Source organism: Streptomyces sp. FXJ1.172 (assembly GCF_001636945.3).
Lineage (GTDB): Bacteria > Actinomycetota > Actinomycetes > Streptomycetales > Streptomycetaceae > Streptomyces.
This window is the reverse complement of the sequence record NZ_CP119133.2, coordinates 7,020,496-7,038,907: the sequence shown is the minus strand read 5'-3', so window position 1 is coordinate 7,038,907 and position 18,412 is coordinate 7,020,496. Positions and strand designations below refer to the sequence as shown.

Below are 18,412 nucleotides of genomic sequence, written 5' to 3'. Positions count from 1 at the left end.
CGGCTGCTGCCGAAGGACCCGTACCAGGCCCGCTCCCGCTCCCACGGCCGGCTGAGCCGATGGGTGCCGATCGCTCCTACGCGTACGGCGCCGCCGCCGGCCTTCTCGGCGACCTGCTTCTCGGCGATCCGCGCCGCGGGCACCCGGTCGCCGTGTTCGGGCGCGCGGCCGGAGCCCTGGAAGGCGCGTTGTGGCACGACCACCGCGGCTGGGGCGCCCTGCACACCGTCGTGTGCGCGGGCGGCGCCGTCGCGCTGGGCACGGTCGCCGCACGCGCCGTGCGCCCCTCGCCCACCGCTTCCGCGGCACTGACCGCCACAGCCGTCTGGGCCGTCGTCGGCGGCACCTCGCTCGCCCGGGAGGCGCGCACCATCGGGCGGGCGCTCGCGGCCGGGGACGTCGAGGCGGCGCGGGCGCGGCTGCCGCACCTGTGCGGCCGGGACCCGCAGGCGCTGGACGCCGACGGGATCGCCCGGGCCGTGGTCGAGTCGGTCGCCGAGAACACCTCCGACGCCGTCGTGGGCGCCCTGGTGTGGGGCGCGGTGGCCGGGGTGCCCGGGCTGCTGGGCTTCCGGGCGGTCAACACCCTGGACGCGATGGTCGGCCACAAGTCCCCGCGCCACCGCCGCTACGGCTGGGCCTCCGCCCGCCTCGACGACGTGGCCGGCTGGCCGGGGGCCCGGCTGACCGCCGTACTCGCCGCCGTGGCCGGACCCGACCCGCGCGGCGCCCTGCGCGCCTGGAAGGCCGACGCCCGCAAGCACCCGAGCCCCAACGCCGGGCCCGTGGAGGCCTCCTTCGCGGGCGCGCTCGGCGTGCGCCTGGGCGGCACGCTCTCCTACGGCGGCCGCGTCGAGCACCGGCCCGTACTGGGCGGCGACACGGGCCGGGCCGTCCAGGTCACCGACATCGACCGGGCGGTGCGGCTCTCCCGCCGCGTCGGCCTGCTCGCGCTCGGCACCACGGTCGCCGCGCGCCTGATCATCAGCAGCGTCAAGAGCCCGAAGGGACGTGGGAAGTGAACGGGGGACTCCTCGTCGCCGGCACCACCTCCGACGCCGGCAAGAGCGTCGTGACGGCCGGGATCTGCCGGTGGCTGGTGCGCCAGGGCGTGAAGGTGGCGCCGTTCAAGGCGCAGAACATGTCGCTCAACTCCTTCGTGACCCGCGAGGGCGCGGAGATCGGCCGGGCCCAGGCCATGCAGGCCCAGGCGTGCCGGATCGAGCCGACCGCGCTGATGAACCCGGTGCTGCTCAAGCCGGGCGGCGAACAGAGCAGCCAGGTGGTGCTGCTGGGCAAGCCGGTGGGCGAGCTGAGCGCACGCGGCTACCACGGCGGCCGGCAGCAGCGGCTGCTCGGCACGGTGCTGGACTGCCTGGCCGAGTTGCGGGGCACGTATGACGCGGTGATCTGTGAGGGCGCGGGCAGCCCGGCCGAGATCAATCTGCGCCGGACCGACATCGTGAACATGGGGATCGCGCGGAACGCGCGGCTGCCCGTGCTCGTGGTCGGCGACATCGACCGCGGGGGTGTCTTCGCCTCCTTCTTCGGCACGGTCGCCCTGCTCTCGCCCGAGGACCAGGAGCTGGTCGCCGGGTTCCTGGTGAACAAGTTCCGGGGCGATGTCTCCCTGCTGGAGCCCGGGTTGGAGATGCTCCAGGGCCTCACCGGGCGGCGCACCTACGGTGTCCTGCCGTTCCGGCACGGGCTCGGCATCGACGAGGAGGACGGGATGGGGGTCCCCCCGCGCGAGCGAAGCCGAGCGTGGGGGAGGGTCTCGCTGCGCGGCACGGTCCGCGAGTCGGCCGTGACTCCGCCCGTCGGTGAGGACGTACTGCGGGTCGCCGTGTGCGCGATCCCGCTGATGTCCAACTTCACGGACGTGGACGCGCTCGCCGCCGAACCGGGCGTCGTGGTGCGGTTCGTGGACCGCCCGGAGGAGCTGGCGGACGCCGACCTGGTGGTGGTCCCGGGCACGCGCGGGACCGTACGGGCGCTGGAGTGGCTGCGGGAGCGCGGGCTGGCCGAGGCGCTCGTCGCAAGGGCCACCGAAGGACGCCCGATCCTCGGCGTCTGCGGCGGCTTCCAGATCCTCGGCGAGCACATCGACGACGAGGTCGAGTCGCGGGCCGGCGCGGTCCCCGGTCTCGGGCTGCTGCCCGTACGGGTGCGGTTCGCCCGCGAGAAGACCCTGACCCGGCCGCGGGGGGAGGCCCTCGGGGAGCGGGTCGAGGGGTACGAGATCCACCACGGGGTCGCCTCCGTAGAGGGCGGTGAGGCGTTCCTGGACGGCTGCCGGGCCGGCCACACCTGGGGCACGCACTGGCACGGCTCCCTGGAGTCGGACGGCTTCCGCCGGGCCTTCCTGCGCGAGGTGGCCGCTGCCGCGGGCCGCCGTTTCGTGCCCGCGCCGGACACCTCCTTCGCCGCGCTGCGCGAGGAGCAGCTCGACCGGCTCGGCGACCTGATCGAACAGCACGCGGACACGGACGCGCTCTGGCGGCTCATCGAGTCGGGCGCGCCGCAAGGACTGCCTTTCATTCCACCGGGAGCGCCCGCATGAGCACAGTGTTGTTGTTGTCCACGGCCGACACGGACCTGCTGGCGGCCCGTGCCTCCGGCGCGGACTACCGCATCGGCAACCCGACCCGGGTGGACGCCGGGCAGGAGCTGCCGGCGCTGCTGGCGGGCGCGGACCTCGCCGTCGTACGGCTGCTGGGCGGCAAGCGGGCCTGGGAGGAGGGGCTCGCCGCGCTGAAGGCGGCCGGGATCCCGACCGTGCTGCTGGGCGGCGAGGCCGTGCCGGACGCGGAGCTGATGGCCGAGTCGTCGGTGCCCGCCGGTGTCGTCGCGGAGGCGCTGAGGTACCTGGTCGAGGGCGGCCCGGCGAACCTGCTGGAGCTGTCCCGGTTCCTGTCGGACACCGTGCTGCTGACCGGCGAGGGCTTCGAGGAGCCGCGGAAGATGCCGGAGTACGGCGTCCACGGCTCGTACGCGGTACGGGACGGCCGGCCGACCGTGGGCGTGCTCTTCTACCGGGCCCACGAACTGAGCGGCAACACCGCCTTCGTGGACACCCTGTGCGAGGCGATCGAGGCGAAGGGAGCCAACGCCCTTCCGGTGTACTGCGGTTCGCTGCGCGGTGCGGACGCCGGGCTGTACGAGCTGCTGGGCAGGGCCGACGCGCTGGTGGCGACCGTGCTCGCGGCCGGCGGCACACACGCCTCCCAGGCCTCGGCCGGCGGCGACGAGGAGTCCTGGGACATCGGCGCCCTCGCCGACCTGAACATCCCTGTGCTGCAAGGACTGTGCCTCACCTCCTCGCAGGCCGCGTGGGAGGACTCCGACGCCGCCCTGTCCCCCATGGACGCGGCGATGCAGGTCGCGATCCCGGAGTTCGACGGCCGCCTGATCACGGTGCCGTTCTCCTTCAAGGAGCAGGGCCCGGACGAGGTCCCGGTGTACGTGGCCGACCCGGAGCGGGCCGCGCGGGTGGCCCAGATCGCCCTGCGGCACGCCGAGTTGAAGCACAAGCCGAACGCGGAGAAGAAGGTCGCGCTGGTCTTCACGGCGTACCCGACGAAGCACTCCCGCGTCGGCAACGCGGTCGGTCTGGACACGCCCGCGTCGGCGGTGCGTGTCCTGGACGCCCTGCGCGACGCGGGCTACTCGCTCACCGAATACCCGTCCGGCGGCGACGAGTTGATCCACCGGCTGATCGAGGCCGGCGGCCACGACGTCGAGTGGCTCACGGAGGACCAGCTGGCCGCCGCGCCCGCGCGGGTGCCGCTGGCGGACTACCGGGCGTGGTTCGAGAAGCTGGACCCGGACCTCAAGGGAGCCATGGTGGAGGCGTGGGGCGAGCCGCCGGGCTCGCTGTACGTCGACGGCGACGACATCGTGCTGGCGTCCCTCCGGTTCGGGAACGTCGTCGTCATGATCCAGCCGCCCCGCGGCTTCGGCGAGAACCCGATCGCGATCTACCACGATCCCGACATGCCGCCCTCGCACCACTACATGGCCGCCTACCGCTGGCTGGAGAACAGCTTCGGCGCGGACGCGATCGTGCACATGGGCAAGCACGGCACGATGGAGTGGCTGCCGGGCAAGGGGCTGGGTCTGTCGCGCGGGTGCGCTCCGGACGCCGTCCTCGGTGACCTCCCCCTGATCTACCCGTTCATCGTCAACGACCCCGGCGAGGGCACCCAGGCCAAGCGGCGCGGTCACGCCACGGTGGTCGACCACTTGGTGCCGCCGATGGCGCGTGCGGACACCTACGGCGACCTGGCCAAGCTGGAGCAGCTGCTGGACGAGTACGCGCTCGTCTCCGACCTGGACCCGGCCAAGGCCCCGGCCGTCCGCGCCCAGATCTGGACCCTGGTCAAGGCCGCCGAGCTGCACCACGACCTGCACGTGGCCGAGCAGCCGGACGACGAGGCGTTCGACGAGTTCGTCATGCACATCGACGGCTACCTGTGCGAGATCAAGGACGTGCAGATCCGCGACGGCCTGCACGTCCTGGGCGGCGGCCCGGTGGGCGAGCCGCGTGTGAACCTGGTGCTGGCCGTGCTGCGGGCGTCCCAGGTGTGGGGCGGGCAGGCGAACGCCCTGCCGGGGCTGCGCGCGTGTCTGGCGGACCATTTCGGGCTCGTCGAGAAGGAGTTGCTGGCCGAGCCCGGCGCGCCGGTGAAGGTGCCGGTGGAGCTGACGGACCTGGCGGCAGGCCCGTCCCGTACGGCGTCCGACGCGATCGACCTGCTGGAGCAGCTGTGCCGGCGGATCGCGGAGGGCATGGAGGAGCGGGACTGGGAGCGGGCGGCCGTGCCGGCGGTCCTGGGTGACGCCCTCGGCATCGAACTCCCGGATGCCGTGGCCGTCTTGGAGTTCGCCTGCGACGAGGTCGTGCCGCGGCTCGCCCGCACCACCGACGAGATCGGGCACATCCTGCGGGCCCTGGACGGCGGTTACGTCCCGGCGGGTCCCTCGGGATCGCCGACCCGCGGCCTGGTGAACGTGCTGCCGACCGGCCGCAACTTCTACTCGGTCGACCCCAAGGCGATCCCGTCGAGGCTGAGCTGGGAGGTCGGCCAGTCGCTGGCCGACTCCCTGGTGCAGCGGTATCTGCAGGACACGGGCGAGTACCCGAAGTCCGTCGGCCTGACGGTCTGGGGCACGTCGGCCATGCGCACCCAGGGCGACGACATCGCCGAGATCCTGGCGCTGCTGGGCTGCCGCCCGGTGTGGGACGACGCCTCGCGCCGGGTGACGGGCTTCGAGATCGTGCCCCTGGCGGAGCTGGGCCGGCCGCGCATCGACGTCACGGTCCGCATCTCCGGCTTCTTCCGGGACGCGTTCCCGCACGTCGTCGGCCTGATCGACGACGCGGTGCGGGCGGTTGCCGAGCTGGACGAGCCGGCCGAGTCCAACTTCGTGCGGGCGCACGTGGAGGAGGACGCGGCACAGCACGGCGACCGGCGGCGCGCCACGGCCCGTGTCTTCGGCTCGAAGCCGGGCGCGTACGGCGCCGGTCTGCTGCCGCTGATCGACGCCCGCAACTGGCGCTCCGACGCGGACCTCGCCGAGGTGTACGCGGTATGGGGCGGGTACGCCTACGGGCGCGGGCTCGACGGGCGGGCGGCGCGCGGGGACATGGAGACGGCGTTCCGGCGGATCGCGGTGGCGGCGAAGAACGTCGACACCCGCGAGCACGACCTGGTCGACGCCGACGACTACTTCCAGTACCACGGCGGCATGGTGGCGATGGTCCGGCACCTGACCGGCGCCAACCCCGAGGCGTACGTGGGCGACAGTGCCGTACCGGACCAGGTGAGGACCCGCACCCTCGGCGAGGAGACCCACCGCGTCTTCCGCGCCCGCGTGGTCAACCCGCGCTGGATGGCGGCCATGCGCCGGCACGGCTACAAGGGCGCCTTCGAGATGGCGGCGACCGTGGACTACCTGTTCGGCTACGACGCCACGGCCGGCGTGGTGGACGACTGGATGTACGAGAAGCTGGCCAGCGAGTACGTCTTCGCCCCGGAGAACCGCGAGTTCATGAAGCAGTCCAACCCATGGGCGCTGCGGGGTGTCACCGAGCGGCTCCTCGAGGCGGCCGAGCGGGGCCTGTGGGCGGAGCCGGACGCGGACACGCTGGAGCGGCTGCGTGCCACCTATCTGGAGCTGGAAGGCGACTTGGAGGGCGACGACCAGTGACGACTCCCTTTCCTTTCACGGCCGTTGTCGGCCAGGACGATCTGCGGCTCGCCCTGCTGCTGAACGCGGTCAGTCCCGCCGTCGGCGGTGTGCTGGTGCGCGGCGAGAAGGGCACCGCCAAGTCGACGGCCGTACGGGCCCTTTCGGCGCTGCTGCCGGAGGTGGCCGTCGTCTCCGGGTGCCGGTTCTCCTGTGACCCGGCGGCACCGGACCCGTCCTGCCCGGACGGACCGCACGAGCCGGGGGCCGGCACTCAGCGGCCCTCGCGCATGGTCGAACTCCCCGTCGGCGCCTCCGAGGACCGGCTGGTCGGCGCGCTCGACATCGAGCGGGCACTCGCCGAGGGCGTGAAGGCCTTCGAGCCGGGCCTGCTGGCCGACGCCCACCGGGGCATCCTCTACGTCGACGAGGTGAACCTCCTCCACGACCACCTGGTCGACCTGCTGCTGGACGCGGCGGCGATGGGCGCCTCGTACGTGGAGCGCGAAGGTGTCTCGGTGCGGCATGCGGCGCGCTTCCTGCTCGTCGGCACCATGAACCCCGAAGAGGGCGAGCTGCGGCCGCAGTTGCTGGACCGGTTCGGGCTCACGGTGGAGGTGGCCGCCTCCCGCGAGCCCGACCAGCGGGTGGAGGTCGTACGGCGGCGGCTCGCGTACGACGACGATCCCACCGCCTTCGCCGCCCGCTGGGCGGACGAGGAGGCCGCCGTACGGCAGCGGATCGTGGCCGCGCGGGAGTTGCTGCCTCAGGTGCGGCTGGGCGACGGTGCGCTGCGGCAGATCGCGGCGACCTGTGCGGCCTTCGAGGTGGACGGCATGCGGGCCGACATCGTGATGGCGCGTACGGCGACCGCGCTGGCCGCCTGGGCCGGGCGCACGGACGTGCTCGCCGAGGACGTACGGCAGGCCGCGCTGCTCGCGCTGCCGCACCGCAGGCGCCGTAACCCCTTCGACGCTCCCGGTCTGGACGAGGACAAGCTGGACGAGACGCTGGAGCAGAACTCCGGCGAGGGCGACGACGACCCCGATCCCGACGGCCCCGGCGGTGGCGGCGGGCAGCCCGCGCCCGACAGCGGCCCCCAGGGTGACGGCGGCAGCGCCGCGCAGCCCGAGGCCGGTGAGGGCGGGCAGCCGCAGGCGTCCGGCGCGGGCGAGCAGTCGGCCGCACGGGCCGCCGAGCCGTTCCGCACCAAGGTGCTGAGCGTGCCCGGCATCGGTGAGGGGGCCGCGGGCCGGCGTTCCCGCGCGCGCACCGAGCACGGGCGGACCACCGGGTCCCGCCGGCCCCGGGGGGCGCTGACCAAGCTGCACCTGGCCGCGACCGTGCAGGCCGCCGCCCCGCACCAGCGGGCGCGCGGCCGGTCCGGGCCGGGGCTGGTGATCCGCCGGGACGATCTGCGGCAGGCGACCCGGGAGGGCCGCGAGGGCAACCTCGTGCTGTTCGTGGTGGACGCCTCGGGGTCGATGGCGGCGCGGCAGCGGATGAGCGCCGTGAAGGGCGCCGTGCTGTCGCTGCTCCTGGACGCCTACCAGCGGCGGGACAAGGTGGGCCTGGTGACCTTCCGGGGCTCCGGCGCTGATGTCGCGCTGCCGCCCACGTCCTCCGTGGACGCCGCCGCCGTACGGCTGGAGTCACTGCCGACGGGTGGTCGTACGCCACTCGCGGCCGGGCTGCTCAAGGCGCACGAGGTGCTGCGCGTGGAGCGGCTGCGGGATCCGGCGCGGCGGGCGCTGGTCGTGGTGGTGACCGACGGACGGGCCACGGGCGGTCCGGAGCCGGTCGCGCTCGCCGGGCGGGCGGCTCGGCTGTTCGCGGCCGAGGGCGTCGCCTCGGTGGTCGTGGACTGCGAGTCGGGGCCGGTGCGGCTGGGGCTCGCCGGGCGGCTCGCGGGTGAGCTGGGCGGTACGGCGGTGACGCTGGACGAGCTGCGGGCCGACTCGATCGCCGGGCTGGTCAGGGATGTGCAGGGATCGAAGGGTACGTCGAGGAGGGTCGCGTAATGCCGCAGGGACAGCCGAGTGTCGTACCCGATGACGGGCTGACGACGCGTCAGCGCCGGAACCGTCCGCTGGTCGTCGTCCACACGGGCGTCGGCAAGGGCAAGTCCACCGCCGCGTTCGGGCTCGCGCTGCGCGCCTGGAACCAGGGGTGGCCCATCGGGGTGTTCCAGTTCGTCAAGTCGGCGAAGTGGAAGGTCGGCGAGGAGAACGCGCTGCGTGTGCTCGGCGCCAGTGGCGAGGGCGGCACCGTCGACTGGCACAAGATGGGCGAGGGCTGGTCGTGGGTCCAGCGGGACGCCCAGATGGACAACGAGGAGAAGGCCCGGGAGGGCTGGGAGCAGGTCAAGCGGGACCTGGCGGCCGAGACGTACCGGCTGTACGTACTGGACGAGTTCGCCTACCCGATGCACTGGGGCTGGATCGACACCGACGAGGTGATCGAGGTGCTGCGCGGCCGGCCGGGCACCCAGCACGTGGTGATCACCGGGCGGAACGCGCCGGAGAAGCTGGTGGACTTCGCGGATCTGGTGACCGACATGTCCAAGGTCAAGCACCCCATGGACGTGGGGCAGAAGGGCCAGAAGGGCATCGAGTGGTGATGTCGTCGGTGCCACGGCTGGTCATCGCCGCGCCCTCGTCGGGCAGCGGCAAGACCACCGTGGCCACGGGGCTGATGGCCGCGTTCGCCGCGCGGGGGCTCGTCGTGTCCCCGCACAAGGTCGGGCCGGACTACATCGACCCCGGGTACCACACGCTCGCGACCGGGCGGGCGGGGCGCAACCTCGACGCGTACCTGTGCGGGCCGGAGCTGGTCGCTCCGCTGTTCCTGCACGGGGCGCGCGGCTGCGACCTGGCCGTGGTCGAGGGGGTGATGGGCCTGTACGACGGGGCGGCGGGGGAAGGCGAGCTGGCCTCCACCGCCCATGTCGCCAAGCTCCTGCGGGCGCCGGTGGTGCTGGTGGTCGACGCGTCGTCGCAGTCGCGGTCGGTGGCCGCGCTGGTGCACGGCTTCGCCTCCTGGGATCCCGAGGTGCGGGTCGGGGGCGTGATCCTGAACAAGGTCGGCTCCGGTCGGCACGAGGAACTGCTGCGGGAGGCGCTGGATTCGGCCGGGGTGCCGGTCCTGGGAGTGCTGCGCAGGTCCCCGCAGGTGGACACGCCCTCGCGGCATCTCGGACTCGTGCCGGTCGCCGAACGGCGCAGCGACGCCGCGGACGCGGTGGCGGCCATGGCCGCGCAGGTCGGGCAGGGCTGTGATCTGGAAGCCCTGTGGGCACTGGCGCGCGGCGCCGGCGCGTTGACCTGCGCCCCCTGGGAACCGCCCGTCAGCACGACAGACCGGCGTCAGGTGGTGGCCGTGGCCGGTGGTCCCGCCTTCACCTTCTCCTACGCCGAGCACACCGAGCTGCTCGCCGCCGCCGGCGCCGAGGTCGCCGCCTTCGATCCGCTCCGCGACGAGCAACTGCCCGAGGGAACCTCCGGGTTGGTGATCGGCGGCGGCTTCCCCGAGGTGTACGCCGCCGAGCTGTCCGGCAACGAGCCGCTGCGCAAGGCCGTCGCCGAACTCGCGCTCTCCGGCGCGCCCGTGGCCGCCGAGTGCGCCGGGCTGCTCTATCTCTGCCGGGAGTTGGACGGGCAGCCCATGTGCGGGGTGCTGGATGCCACCGCCCGGATGACCGGGCGGCTCACCCTCGGCTACCGGGACGCCGTTGCCGTCGGGGACAGTGTGCTGGCCGTCGCCGGGACTCGGATGCGGGGCCACGAGTTCCATCGCACGGTCGTCGAGCCCGGCGCCGGCGCCGCTCCCGCCTGGGGTGTGCGCGCACCGGTGCGGCGGGTGGAAGGTTTCGTACAGCAGGGCGTGCACGCGAGTTATCTGCACACGCACTGGGCGTCCCGGCCCGGTGTCGCCCGTCGGTTCGTGGAGAGGTGCCGGACGTCATGAGCAGCAGGCTGATCGGAATCGGGGTCGGCCCCGGCGATCCGGAACTGGTGACCGTCAAGGGGGTCAACGCACTGCGCGGCGCCGACGTCGTCGTCGTACCGGTGATGGCTGCGTCCGACGGAAAGGACGGCGGTGAGCCGGGACGGGCCGAGGCGACCGTGCTGCACTACGTGCCCGAGGAGAAGGTCGTCCGCGTGGTGTTCGCGCTGAACGAGCGGACCGACCGGGCGCGCAGGGAGGCGGCCTGGGACGCGGCGGGCGACCGCGTCGCCGAGCTGCTGAGGCGGCACCGGTCCGTCGCCTTCGCCACCATCGGCGATCCCAATGTGTACTCGACGTTCACGTATCTCGCGCAGACCATCATGGAGCTGGTGCCGGGCGTCGTCGTGGAGACCGTGCCCGGGATCACCGCGATGCAGGATCTCGCGGCGCGCTCCGGTGCCGTGCTGACCGAGGGCACCGAGCCGCTGACGCTGGTGCCGGTGACGGCGGGTTCGGCGGTGCTCAAGGACGCGCTGGCCGGGCCGGGGACCGTGGTCGCGTACAAGTTCGGGCGGCAGGCCGCCGAGGTCGCCGAGGCACTCGCGCAGACCGGGCGGCTCGGGGACGCCGTGTGGGGGTCGGCGCTGGGCCTGCCGGAGGAGTCCGTGCGGCCGGCCGCCGAGCTGGACGGGGCGCCGTTGCCGTATCTGTCGACGCTGATCGCGCCACCGCGCCGCGACGGCGGGCGGGGCGGGAAGCTGTGAACCATGCGGCCGGGCAGTCGGCTGGCGGTCACGTCGGCGATCCGGTCGGCGGTCACGTCGGCGGCCTCATCGGCGGTCACGTCTGCGACCCGGCCGAACCACCGGCCGGCAGTCTCGTGGGCCGTCCGGTCGGCGGCCTTGCCAGCGGTCCGGCCAGTCGTACGGGCAGTCGTACGGCCAGCCGGCCAGGTGACCGTGCCGTCGGGTCAGCCGCCGGAGATGCCGACCACCAGCCAGATGAAGGCCGCGCCGGCCACCGTGCACAGCAGGGTGGAGCGTGCGGGGTGCTCGTGGTGGGCCTCGGGCAGGATCTCGGCGGCGGCGAGGTAGAGCAGTACGCCGCCGAAGAGGCCCAGGTAGCCGCCGAGCACCGGTTCGGGGATGTGGACGAAGGCCGTCGACAGCGCGCCCAGCAGCGGTGCGCAGGCGTCGGCCACCAGCATCGCCACGGCCCGGCGGCGGGCGTTTCCGTACAGGCTCGTGATCGTGAAGGTGTTGAAGCCGTCGGCGAAGTCATGGGCGATCACGGCGAGCGCGACGGCGGCACCCATGCCGCCGCCCACCTGGAAGGCCGCGCCGATCGCGACGCCGTCCATGGCGCTGTGCCCCACCATCGCGCCGGCCGCCGCCAAGCCCACCTCGGGCGCCCGGTGGCCCTGACCCTCGTCGCCGCCGTGGGCGGCCTGGCGTGCGGCCAGCGTGCGTTCCACCAGATGGGCCAGCAGAAAGCCGGCCACGAACAGCAGCAGGGCGGCGGGTACGCCGAAGATCTCGCGGTCGGCGGCGTGCAGCGCCTCCGGCAGCAGGTCCAGGCCGACCACGCCCAGCATCAGACCGCCGGCCAGGCCCAGGACCAGGTGCCGACGGTCGGTCACGCGCTGTGCCGTCCAGCCGCCGGCCAGCGTCATCAGGAACGCGCCGAGCGCGACGAAGACCGCCATAAGCACTTGCTATCCGATGGAGGCACCTTCGCGCACATCCGGCACCTCCCATATCGGCCCAGACCCTGACATTTCACTTCTTCCGCTGTGTGTTTTCCGTACGAGAGGACCTTTCCCATGGCCGATGCCACTGCCGGCGCCAGGGGTGACGCCCCCACCGGCAAGGTGACGTTCGTCGGTGCCGGCCCCGGCGCCGCCGATCTGTTGACGTTCCGCGCCGCGCGCGCGATCGCGGACGCCGACGTGGTGATCTGGGCGGCGAGCCTGGTCCAGGCGGAGGTCCTCGAGCACGCGCGCGAGGAGGCCGAGGTCCTGGACTCGGCGGCCATGTCCCTGGAGGACGTCGTCGCCGTCTACCAGCGCGCGCACGCCGAGGGCCTGAAGGTGGCCCGGATCCACTCCGGCGACCCGGCGCTGTGGGGCGGCACGCAGGAGCAGCTGGACCGGTGCGCGCAGATCGGGATCGCGACCGAGGTCGTCCCCGGTGTGTCGTCGTTCTCCGCCGTGGCCGCGCTCGCCCAGCGTGAGCTGACCATTCCCGAGGTGGCGCAGTCGGTCGTCCTCACCCGGCTGGGCGGTGGCAAGACGCCGATGCCGCCCGGCGAGGAGGTGCGCGAGTTCGCCCGGCACGGTACGACGATGGCGATCTTCCTCTCCGCCGCCCGCAGCGGCCAGCTGGTGCGCGAGCTGCTGGAGGGCGGCTACCCGACGGACACCCCGGTGGTCATCGCCTACCAGGCGACCTGGCCGGAGGAGCTGGTCGTGAAGTGCACGATCGGCACGCTGGAGGAGACGGTCAAGGAGCACAAGCTCTGGAAGCACACGCTCTTCCTGGTCGGCCCGGCGCTGGACGCGCACGGCACCCGCTCGCACCTCTACCACCCGGGGCACTTCCACGGCTACCGCAAGGCCGATCCTCAGGCCCGGCGGGCCCTGCGCGAGCAGAGGGCGAAGAGTTGATCACGGTCGTCGGTGCGGGGACGGGTGCGCCGGTCCCCGAGGCCGTCGCGCAGGGGGCCGCGCTCGTCGTCGGCGGGCGGCGGCACCTGGACGCCGTACGCCTGCCCAGCGGCGCCGAGCGGGTCGTCCTCGGGCCGCTGGCGCCCGCCCTGGACACCATCGCCGAGTACGTCGGCAAGGAGCTGCCGGTGCTCGTGCTGGCCTCCGGGGATCCCGGCTTCTTCGGGATCGTGCGGGCGCTGGCCGAGCGGTTCGGGGCCGGGCGGCTGGATGTGCGGCCGGGTGTGTCCTCCGTGGCGACGGCGTTCGCGCGGATCGGGCTGCCCTGGGACGACGCGGTCGTGGTCAGCGCGCACGGCCGTGACCTGCGCACGGCCGTGAACGTCTGCCGGGCGCACCCGAAGGTGGCCGTCCTGACCGGGCCCGGTGCCGGGCCCGCGGAGCTGGGCGCCGCGCTGGGCGGGGACCGGGTGCTGGTCGTGGCGAGCGCGCTCGGGGATCGAGTGCGGGAGCGCGTGGAGCGGGTGACGCCCGCCGAGGCGGCGGCCCGGGACTGGGGTACGGCGGTGAGCGTGGTGCTGTGCCTGGACGAGGCAAGGGCGCTCGGCGGGCCGCGCACGGTCGCCGGTGTGCCGCGGGGCCGTGCGCAATGGGCGCTGGAGGAGGGCGAGTTCGCGCACCGGGACTCGATGATCACCAAGTTCGAGGTGCGCGCGCTGGCGCTGGCCCGGCTCGGGCCGCGCCCCGGTGACCTGGTGTGGGACGTCGGCGCCGGCTCGGGCTCGGTGGCGGTGGAGTGTGCGCGGCTCGGCGCGGCCGTCGTCGCCGTGGAGAAGGCGGCGGACGGCGTGGAGCGGATCCGGGCCAACGCCCGCGCCCACGGCGTCGACGTGGCCGTGGTGCACGGCTCGGCGCCGGCGGCGCTGGCCGGGCTCGACGATCCCGACGCGGTGTTCGTCGGCGGTGGCGGCCGGGAGCTGACGGACATCATCGGCGCGTGTGCGCGGCGGGCGCGGCGCAGCGTCGTCGTCGCCATGGCCGCGCTGGACCGGGTGCCGGCGGCGCGCGAGGCGCTCACGGCCGCCGGGTTCGGCTGCGACGGAGTGCTGTTGCAGTCCTCGCGGCTGGCGCCGTTGCCGGGCGAGGTGACCCGGCTCGCGGCGACCAATCCTGTGTTTCTGCTCTGGGGCGTTCGAACCCAGGCATTCAGTAAGGGAGTTGACGAGTGATCGGCCTCATTTCCGCCACCGCGGCGGGGGCGGCGGCGCGGGACCGGCTGGCCGCGGCGTGGCCGGAGCGGACGCGGGTGTACGAGGGTCCCGTCGGGGAGGCGGTGCGCGCCGCGTTCGCCCAGTGCGAGCAGCTGGTGTGCTTCCTCGCGACGGGCGCGACCGTACGGCTGCTCGCGCCGCTGCTCGGCGACAAGACGGCCGACCCGGGCGTGGTGTGCGTGGACGAGAGCGGCCGGTACGCGGTGGCGCTCGTCGGCGGGCACGGCGGCGGCGCCAATGAACTCGCCCGCGAGGTCGGCGAGTTGCTGGCCGCCGAGCCGGTGGTGACGACCGCGACGGACTGCGCCGGACTGCCCGGACTGGACACGCTCGGGCTGCCGTACGAGGGTTCCGTGGCCATGGTCTCGCGGGCGCTGCTGGACGGCGAACCGGTCGCGCTGGAGGCGGAGTTGCCCTGGCCGCTGCCGCCGCTGCCCACCGCCGCGGAGGGCGCGTACACCATCCGGCTGACGGACCGGGCCGTCGAGGCGGGCGAGCGCGAGGTGCTGCTGCGGCCGCCGTCGCTGGTGGTCGGCGTCGGCGCGTCCAAGGGGGTACCGGTGCAGGAGGTCCTCGGGCTGGTCGAGGACGCGCTGCGGGCGGCCGGGCTCTCGGCGAGGTCGGTCGCCGAACTGGCCACCGTGGACGCCAAGTCCGGCGAGCCGGGCATCGTGGCCGCCGCGGAGCGCCTCGGGGTGCCCCTGGTGACGTACTCCGCCGAGGAGCTGGCGGGGGTCGAGGTGCCCAACCCGTCCGGCGCGCCGCTCGCGGCCGTCGGCACGCCCTCGGTCGCGGAGGCCGCCGCGCTGGCCCGGGGCGGTGAACTCCTCGTGCCCAAGCGGAAGTCGGTACGCGCCGACGGCGGGCCCGCCATGGCGACCTGTGCCGTCGTACGGCGTCCGGGGCGCGGACGGCTCGCGGTGGTCGGGCTCGGACCCGGCGCCCGGGACCTGCTCACCCCGCGCGCCACGGCCGAACTCCGGCGCGCCGCCGTGCTGGTGGGGCTCGACCAGTACGTGGACCAGATCCGCGATCTGCTGCGGCCCGGCACCCGGGTGCTGGAGTCGGGCCTCGGCGCCGAGGAGGAACGGGCCCGTACGGCGGTCGCGGAGGCCCGCAGGGGGCATGCGGTGGCGCTGATCGGCAGCGGGGACGCGGGCGTGTACGCCATGGCCTCCCCGGCGCTGGCCGAGGCGTCCGACGACATCGACGTGGTCGGGGTGCCCGGGGTGACGGCCGCGCTGGCCGCCGGGGCGATCCTGGGTGCGCCGCTGGGCCACGACCACGTGTCGATCAGCCTCTCCGACCTGCACACGCCGTGGGAGGTCATCGAGCGGCGAGTGCGGGCGGCGGCCGAGGCGGATCTCGTCGTCACCTTCTACAACCCGCGTTCGCGGGGCCGCGACTGGCAGTTGCCCGAGGCGCTCGCGATCCTCGCCGGGCACCGGGAGCCGGCGACGCCGGTGGGTGTCGTGCGCAACGCGTCCCGGCCGGACGAGTCGAGCCGGGTGACGACGCTCGGTGCGCTCGACCCGGCGACGGTCGACATGATGACGGTCGTGACGGTGGGCAACACCGCGACCCGGATCATCGCGGGCCGCATGGTGACCCCGCGCGGCTACCGCTGGCAGGAGAACGCGCAGGACGGCGCGCAGGACGGCGTGCGGGGCGGCCCGCAGGACGGCACGCAGGAGGAGGCCCGGTGAACCGGATCGTGCATCCCATCGAGCAGGAGTCCTTCCGGCGGCTGCGCGCCCGCCTGGACACCTCGCACTTCCCGCCGCTGACCCGGGCGGTCGTGGAGCGGGTCATCCACTCCGCCGCCGACCTGGAGTACGCGAGCGACCTCGTGACCGACGAGGACGACCTGGTGAAGGCGCATGCCGCGCTGCACGCCGGCGCACCGGTCGTCGTGGACGTGGAGATGGTCGCGGCCGGGATCACCCGGCGCGGGACCGTGTGCCGGCTGAAGGACGCCCTGCCGGGCCCGGGTCTCACCCGCTCGGCCCACGCGGTCCGGCTGGCGTACGAGGAGGTCGGGCCCGGCGCCCTGTGGGTGATCGGCTGCGCTCCGACCGCCCTGGAGGAGCTGCTCACCCTGGACGCCTCCCCCGCGCTCGTCATCGGGCTGCCCGTCGGCTTCGTCGGGGCGGCCGAGTCCAAGGCCGCGTTGCGCGAGAGCGGGCTGCCCGCCGTGAGCAACGTGTCCGAGAAGGGCGGCTCGGCGGTCGCCGCCGCCGCGCTCAACGCCCTGCTGTACCACCCCACTTCATCCGAGGAGAACCAGTGACCACCCCGCCGCCCGCCCTGCTCATCGCCGGCCACGGCACCCGGGACGAGGCCGGAGCCGAGGCGTTCCGCGACTTCGTACGGGAGCTGGGCCGCCGCCATCCCCAACTGCCCGTCGCGGGCGGTTTCATCGAGCTGTCCGCGCCGCCGCTCGGCGAGGCCGTCACCGAACTGGTCGGCAAGGGGGTACGACGGTTCGCGGCCGTACCGCTGATGCTGGTGTCCGCCGGGCACGCCAAGGGCGACATCCCGGCCGCGCTGGCCCGTGAGAAGGAACGGCACCCCGGGATCTCGTACACCTACGGCCGTCCGCTCGGCCCCCATCCGTCGCTGCTGGGCGTGCTGGAGCGGCGCCTGGACGAGGCGCTGGGCTCTTCCGTGCGCACCCCCGAGGACCGGGCCGATGTGACCGTGCTGCTGGTCGGGCGCGGCTCGACCGACCCGGACGCCAACGCCGAGGTGCACAAGGCGGCGCGGCTGCTGTGGGAGGGCCGTGGGTACGCCGGTGTGGAGACGGCGTTCGTGTCGCTGGCGGCGCCGGACGTGCCGAGCGGGCTGGACCGGTGCGCCAGGCTGGGCGCGAGGCGGATCGTCGTCCTGCCCTACTTCCTGTTCACCGGGATCCTGCCGGACCGCGTGCGGCAGCAGACCGAGGGGTGGGCGGCCGCGCACCCGGAGACCGAGGTGCGCTGCGCCGAGGTCGTCGGGCCCGAGCCGGAGCTGCTGGACCTGGTGATGGAGCGGTACGAGGAGGCGGTCAAGGGCGATCTGCGGATGAACTGCGACTCGTGCGTGTACCGGATCGCGCTGCCGGGCTTCGAGGACAAGGTGGGACTGCCGCAGCAGCCGCACTTCCACCCGGACGACGACGGGCACCACCACGGTCACGGGCACCACCATCACGGGGGGCACACGCACAGCCATGCGCACTGACGACACCGGGCACGATCTGCGTCATCACGGCGATGCCGAGGTCCGTGACGACGGCTCGGCGCTGGTCGACCTCGCGGTCAACGTGCGCGCGGACACTCCCCCGGCCTGGCTGCGGGAGCGGATCGCCGCGTCGCTGGGCTCGCTCGCGGCCTACCCGGACGGGCGGGCCGCGCGGGCGGCGGTGGCGGCGCGGCACGGGCTGCCGGTGGAGCGGGTGCTGCTGACCGCCGGGGCGGCCGAGGCGTTCGTGCTGCTGGCACGCGCCCTGAAGGTGCGCCGACCGGTCGTCGTGCACCCGCAGTTCACCGAGCCGGAGGCCGCGCTGCGGGACGCCGGGCACACCGTGGACCGGGTGCTGCTGCGCGAGCCGGACGGGTTCCGGCTGGACCCGGCGGCGGTGCCCGAGGACGCCGATCTGGTGGTGATCGGGAACCCGACCAACCCCACGTCGGTCCTGCACCCGGCGGACGGGATCGCCCGACTCGCCCGGCCCGGACGGACGTTGGTGGTGGACGAGGCGTTCATGGACGCGGTGCCGGGTGAGCGGGAGGCACTGGCCGGGCGGACGGACGTGCCCGGGCTGGTCGTCCTGCGCAGCCTGACCAAGACCTGGGGGCTGGCCGGGCTGCGGATCGGGTACGTCCTGGCTCAGCCGGAGATCATCGCCTCGCTGGAGCGGGCCCAGCCGCTGTGGCCGGTGTCGACGCCGGCCCTCGCCGCCGCCCGGGCGTGCGTGGCGCCGCAGGCGCTGGCGGAGGCGGGGCACGCGGCACATCGCATCGCGGCGGACCGGGCCCACCTGGTGGCGGGACTGGCCGCGTTCGCCGGCCGGGGTGTCTCGGTGGCCGGTCCGGCTCAGGGACCGTTCGTGCTGGTCCGTATGCCGGAGGCGGCCGCAGTACGACGCCGGTTGCGCGAGTTCGGATACGCCGTGCGCCGGGGGGACACGTTCCCGGGACTCGGCGGGGAGTGGGTGCGGGTGGCTGTCCGGGACCGGGGGACGGCGAACGGGTTCCTGAAGGCACTGTCGGCCGCCCTCGGGTAGCCGGGGACCGCCCCGGCCGGGAGGCGATGCACCCCGGGCCGCTCCCTTCCCGGTGTGACGGCCGGGCAG

At 74.3% G+C, this 18,412-nt stretch carries 14 protein-coding genes; 13 read left to right on the top strand and 1 reads right to left on the bottom strand.

Annotation, left to right across the window (positions count from 1 at the left end; genetic code table 11):
- Positions 1-59 precede the first annotated feature (59 nt).
- From A6P39_RS31605 to cobI, 7 genes are read left to right on the top strand one after another with little or no spacing between them, the layout of a single operon-like run.
- Positions 60-1,022, top strand: coding sequence for a cobalamin biosynthesis protein (locus A6P39_RS31605; RefSeq protein ID WP_067048779.1), 963 nt, complete (start codon positions 60-62; stop codon positions 1,020-1,022).
- Positions 1,019-2,563, top strand: a complete 1,545-nt coding sequence (locus A6P39_RS31600) for a cobyric acid synthase (protein ID WP_067048776.1) — start codon at positions 1,019-1,021, stop codon at positions 2,561-2,563. Before A6P39_RS31605 ends, A6P39_RS31600 begins: the two co-directional genes overlap by 4 nt.
- On the top strand, positions 2,560-6,213 hold the full coding sequence (gene cobN, locus A6P39_RS31595; protein ID WP_067048773.1) for a cobaltochelatase subunit CobN: 3,654 nt from the start codon (positions 2,560-2,562) through the stop codon (positions 6,211-6,213). Before A6P39_RS31600 ends, cobN begins: the two co-directional genes overlap by 4 nt.
- Positions 6,210-8,213 carry a putative cobaltochelatase gene (locus A6P39_RS31590; protein WP_067048770.1) on the top strand — a complete coding sequence of 668 codons (2,004 nt, stop codon included), beginning with the start codon at positions 6,210-6,212 and terminating at the stop codon, positions 8,211-8,213. Before cobN ends, A6P39_RS31590 begins: the two co-directional genes overlap by 4 nt.
- The gene (cobO, locus tag A6P39_RS31585; protein WP_067048767.1) at positions 8,213-8,812 is read left to right on the top strand and encodes a cob(I)yrinic acid a,c-diamide adenosyltransferase; all 600 of its coding nucleotides are present in this window, start codon (positions 8,213-8,215) and stop codon (positions 8,810-8,812) included. Before A6P39_RS31590 ends, cobO begins: the two co-directional genes overlap by 1 nt.
- A complete protein-coding gene (locus tag A6P39_RS31580) occupies positions 8,812-10,158 on the top strand; it encodes a cobyrinate a,c-diamide synthase (protein WP_199840859.1) in 1,347 nt (448 codons plus the stop codon). Before cobO ends, A6P39_RS31580 begins: the two co-directional genes overlap by 1 nt.
- Complete coding sequence (cobI, locus tag A6P39_RS31575; protein WP_067048992.1) at positions 10,155-10,904, top strand: precorrin-2 C(20)-methyltransferase; 750 nt, start codon at positions 10,155-10,157, stop codon at positions 10,902-10,904. Before A6P39_RS31580 ends, cobI begins: the two co-directional genes overlap by 4 nt.
- A 206-nt stretch (positions 10,905-11,110) precedes the next feature.
- Here cobI and A6P39_RS31570 read toward each other — a convergent pair whose 3' ends face one another.
- Positions 11,111-11,845, bottom strand: coding sequence for a ZIP family metal transporter (locus A6P39_RS31570; RefSeq protein ID WP_067048765.1), 735 nt, complete (start codon positions 11,843-11,845; stop codon positions 11,111-11,113).
- A 117-nt stretch (positions 11,846-11,962) separates the two neighbouring features.
- On the opposite strand from A6P39_RS31570, the gene cobM reads away from it, so the two are divergent.
- From cobM to cobC, 6 genes are read left to right on the top strand one after another with little or no spacing between them, the layout of a single operon-like run.
- Positions 11,963-12,805, top strand: a complete 843-nt coding sequence (gene cobM / locus A6P39_RS31565) for a precorrin-4 C(11)-methyltransferase (protein WP_067048762.1) — start codon at positions 11,963-11,965, stop codon at positions 12,803-12,805.
- Positions 12,802-14,034 carry a bifunctional cobalt-precorrin-7 (C(5))-methyltransferase/cobalt-precorrin-6B (C(15))-methyltransferase gene (locus tag A6P39_RS31560; protein ID WP_067048759.1) on the top strand — a complete coding sequence of 411 codons (1,233 nt, stop codon included), beginning with the start codon at positions 12,802-12,804 and terminating at the stop codon, positions 14,032-14,034. The genes cobM and A6P39_RS31560 overlap by 4 nt, the downstream gene beginning before the upstream one ends.
- Entirely contained in the window at positions 14,031-15,782 is a 1,752-nt protein-coding gene (gene cobJ / locus A6P39_RS31555) for a precorrin-3B C(17)-methyltransferase (RefSeq protein WP_067048756.1), read from the top strand. Before A6P39_RS31560 ends, cobJ begins: the two co-directional genes overlap by 4 nt.
- Positions 15,779-16,366, top strand: coding sequence for a precorrin-8X methylmutase (locus A6P39_RS31550; protein ID WP_067048753.1), 588 nt, complete (start codon positions 15,779-15,781; stop codon positions 16,364-16,366). Before cobJ ends, A6P39_RS31550 begins: the two co-directional genes overlap by 4 nt.
- A complete protein-coding gene (locus A6P39_RS31545; RefSeq protein WP_067048750.1) occupies positions 16,363-17,298 on the top strand; it encodes a sirohydrochlorin chelatase in 936 nt (311 codons plus the stop codon). The genes A6P39_RS31550 and A6P39_RS31545 overlap by 4 nt, the downstream gene beginning before the upstream one ends.
- Complete coding sequence (cobC, locus tag A6P39_RS31540; RefSeq protein WP_067048747.1) at positions 17,288-18,343, top strand: Rv2231c family pyridoxal phosphate-dependent protein CobC; 1,056 nt, start codon at positions 17,288-17,290, stop codon at positions 18,341-18,343. The genes A6P39_RS31545 and cobC overlap by 11 nt, the downstream gene beginning before the upstream one ends.
- Positions 18,344-18,412 lie beyond the last annotated feature (69 nt).

Excerpts from the sequence above, each read along its gene's own strand:
- A6P39_RS31605 (WP_067048779.1), top strand. The coding sequence starts at position 60 with ATGGGTGCCGATCGCTCCTACGCGTACGGCGCCGCCGCCGGCCTTCTC.
- cobN (WP_067048773.1), top strand. The coding sequence starts at position 2,560 with ATGAGCACAGTGTTGTTGTTGTCCACGGCCGACACGGACCTGCTGGCG.
- cobO (WP_067048767.1), top strand. The coding sequence starts at position 8,213 with ATGCCGCAGGGACAGCCGAGTGTCGTACCCGATGACGGGCTGACGACG.
- A6P39_RS31580 (WP_199840859.1), top strand. The coding sequence starts at position 8,812 with ATGTCGTCGGTGCCACGGCTGGTCATCGCCGCGCCCTCGTCGGGCAGC.
- cobI (WP_067048992.1), top strand. The coding sequence starts at position 10,155 with ATGAGCAGCAGGCTGATCGGAATCGGGGTCGGCCCCGGCGATCCGGAA.
- A6P39_RS31570 (WP_067048765.1), bottom strand. The coding sequence starts at position 11,845 with ATGGCGGTCTTCGTCGCGCTCGGCGCGTTCCTGATGACGCTGGCCGGC.
- cobM (WP_067048762.1), top strand. The coding sequence starts at position 11,963 with ATGGCCGATGCCACTGCCGGCGCCAGGGGTGACGCCCCCACCGGCAAG.
- cobC (WP_067048747.1), top strand. The coding sequence starts at position 17,288 with ATGCGCACTGACGACACCGGGCACGATCTGCGTCATCACGGCGATGCC.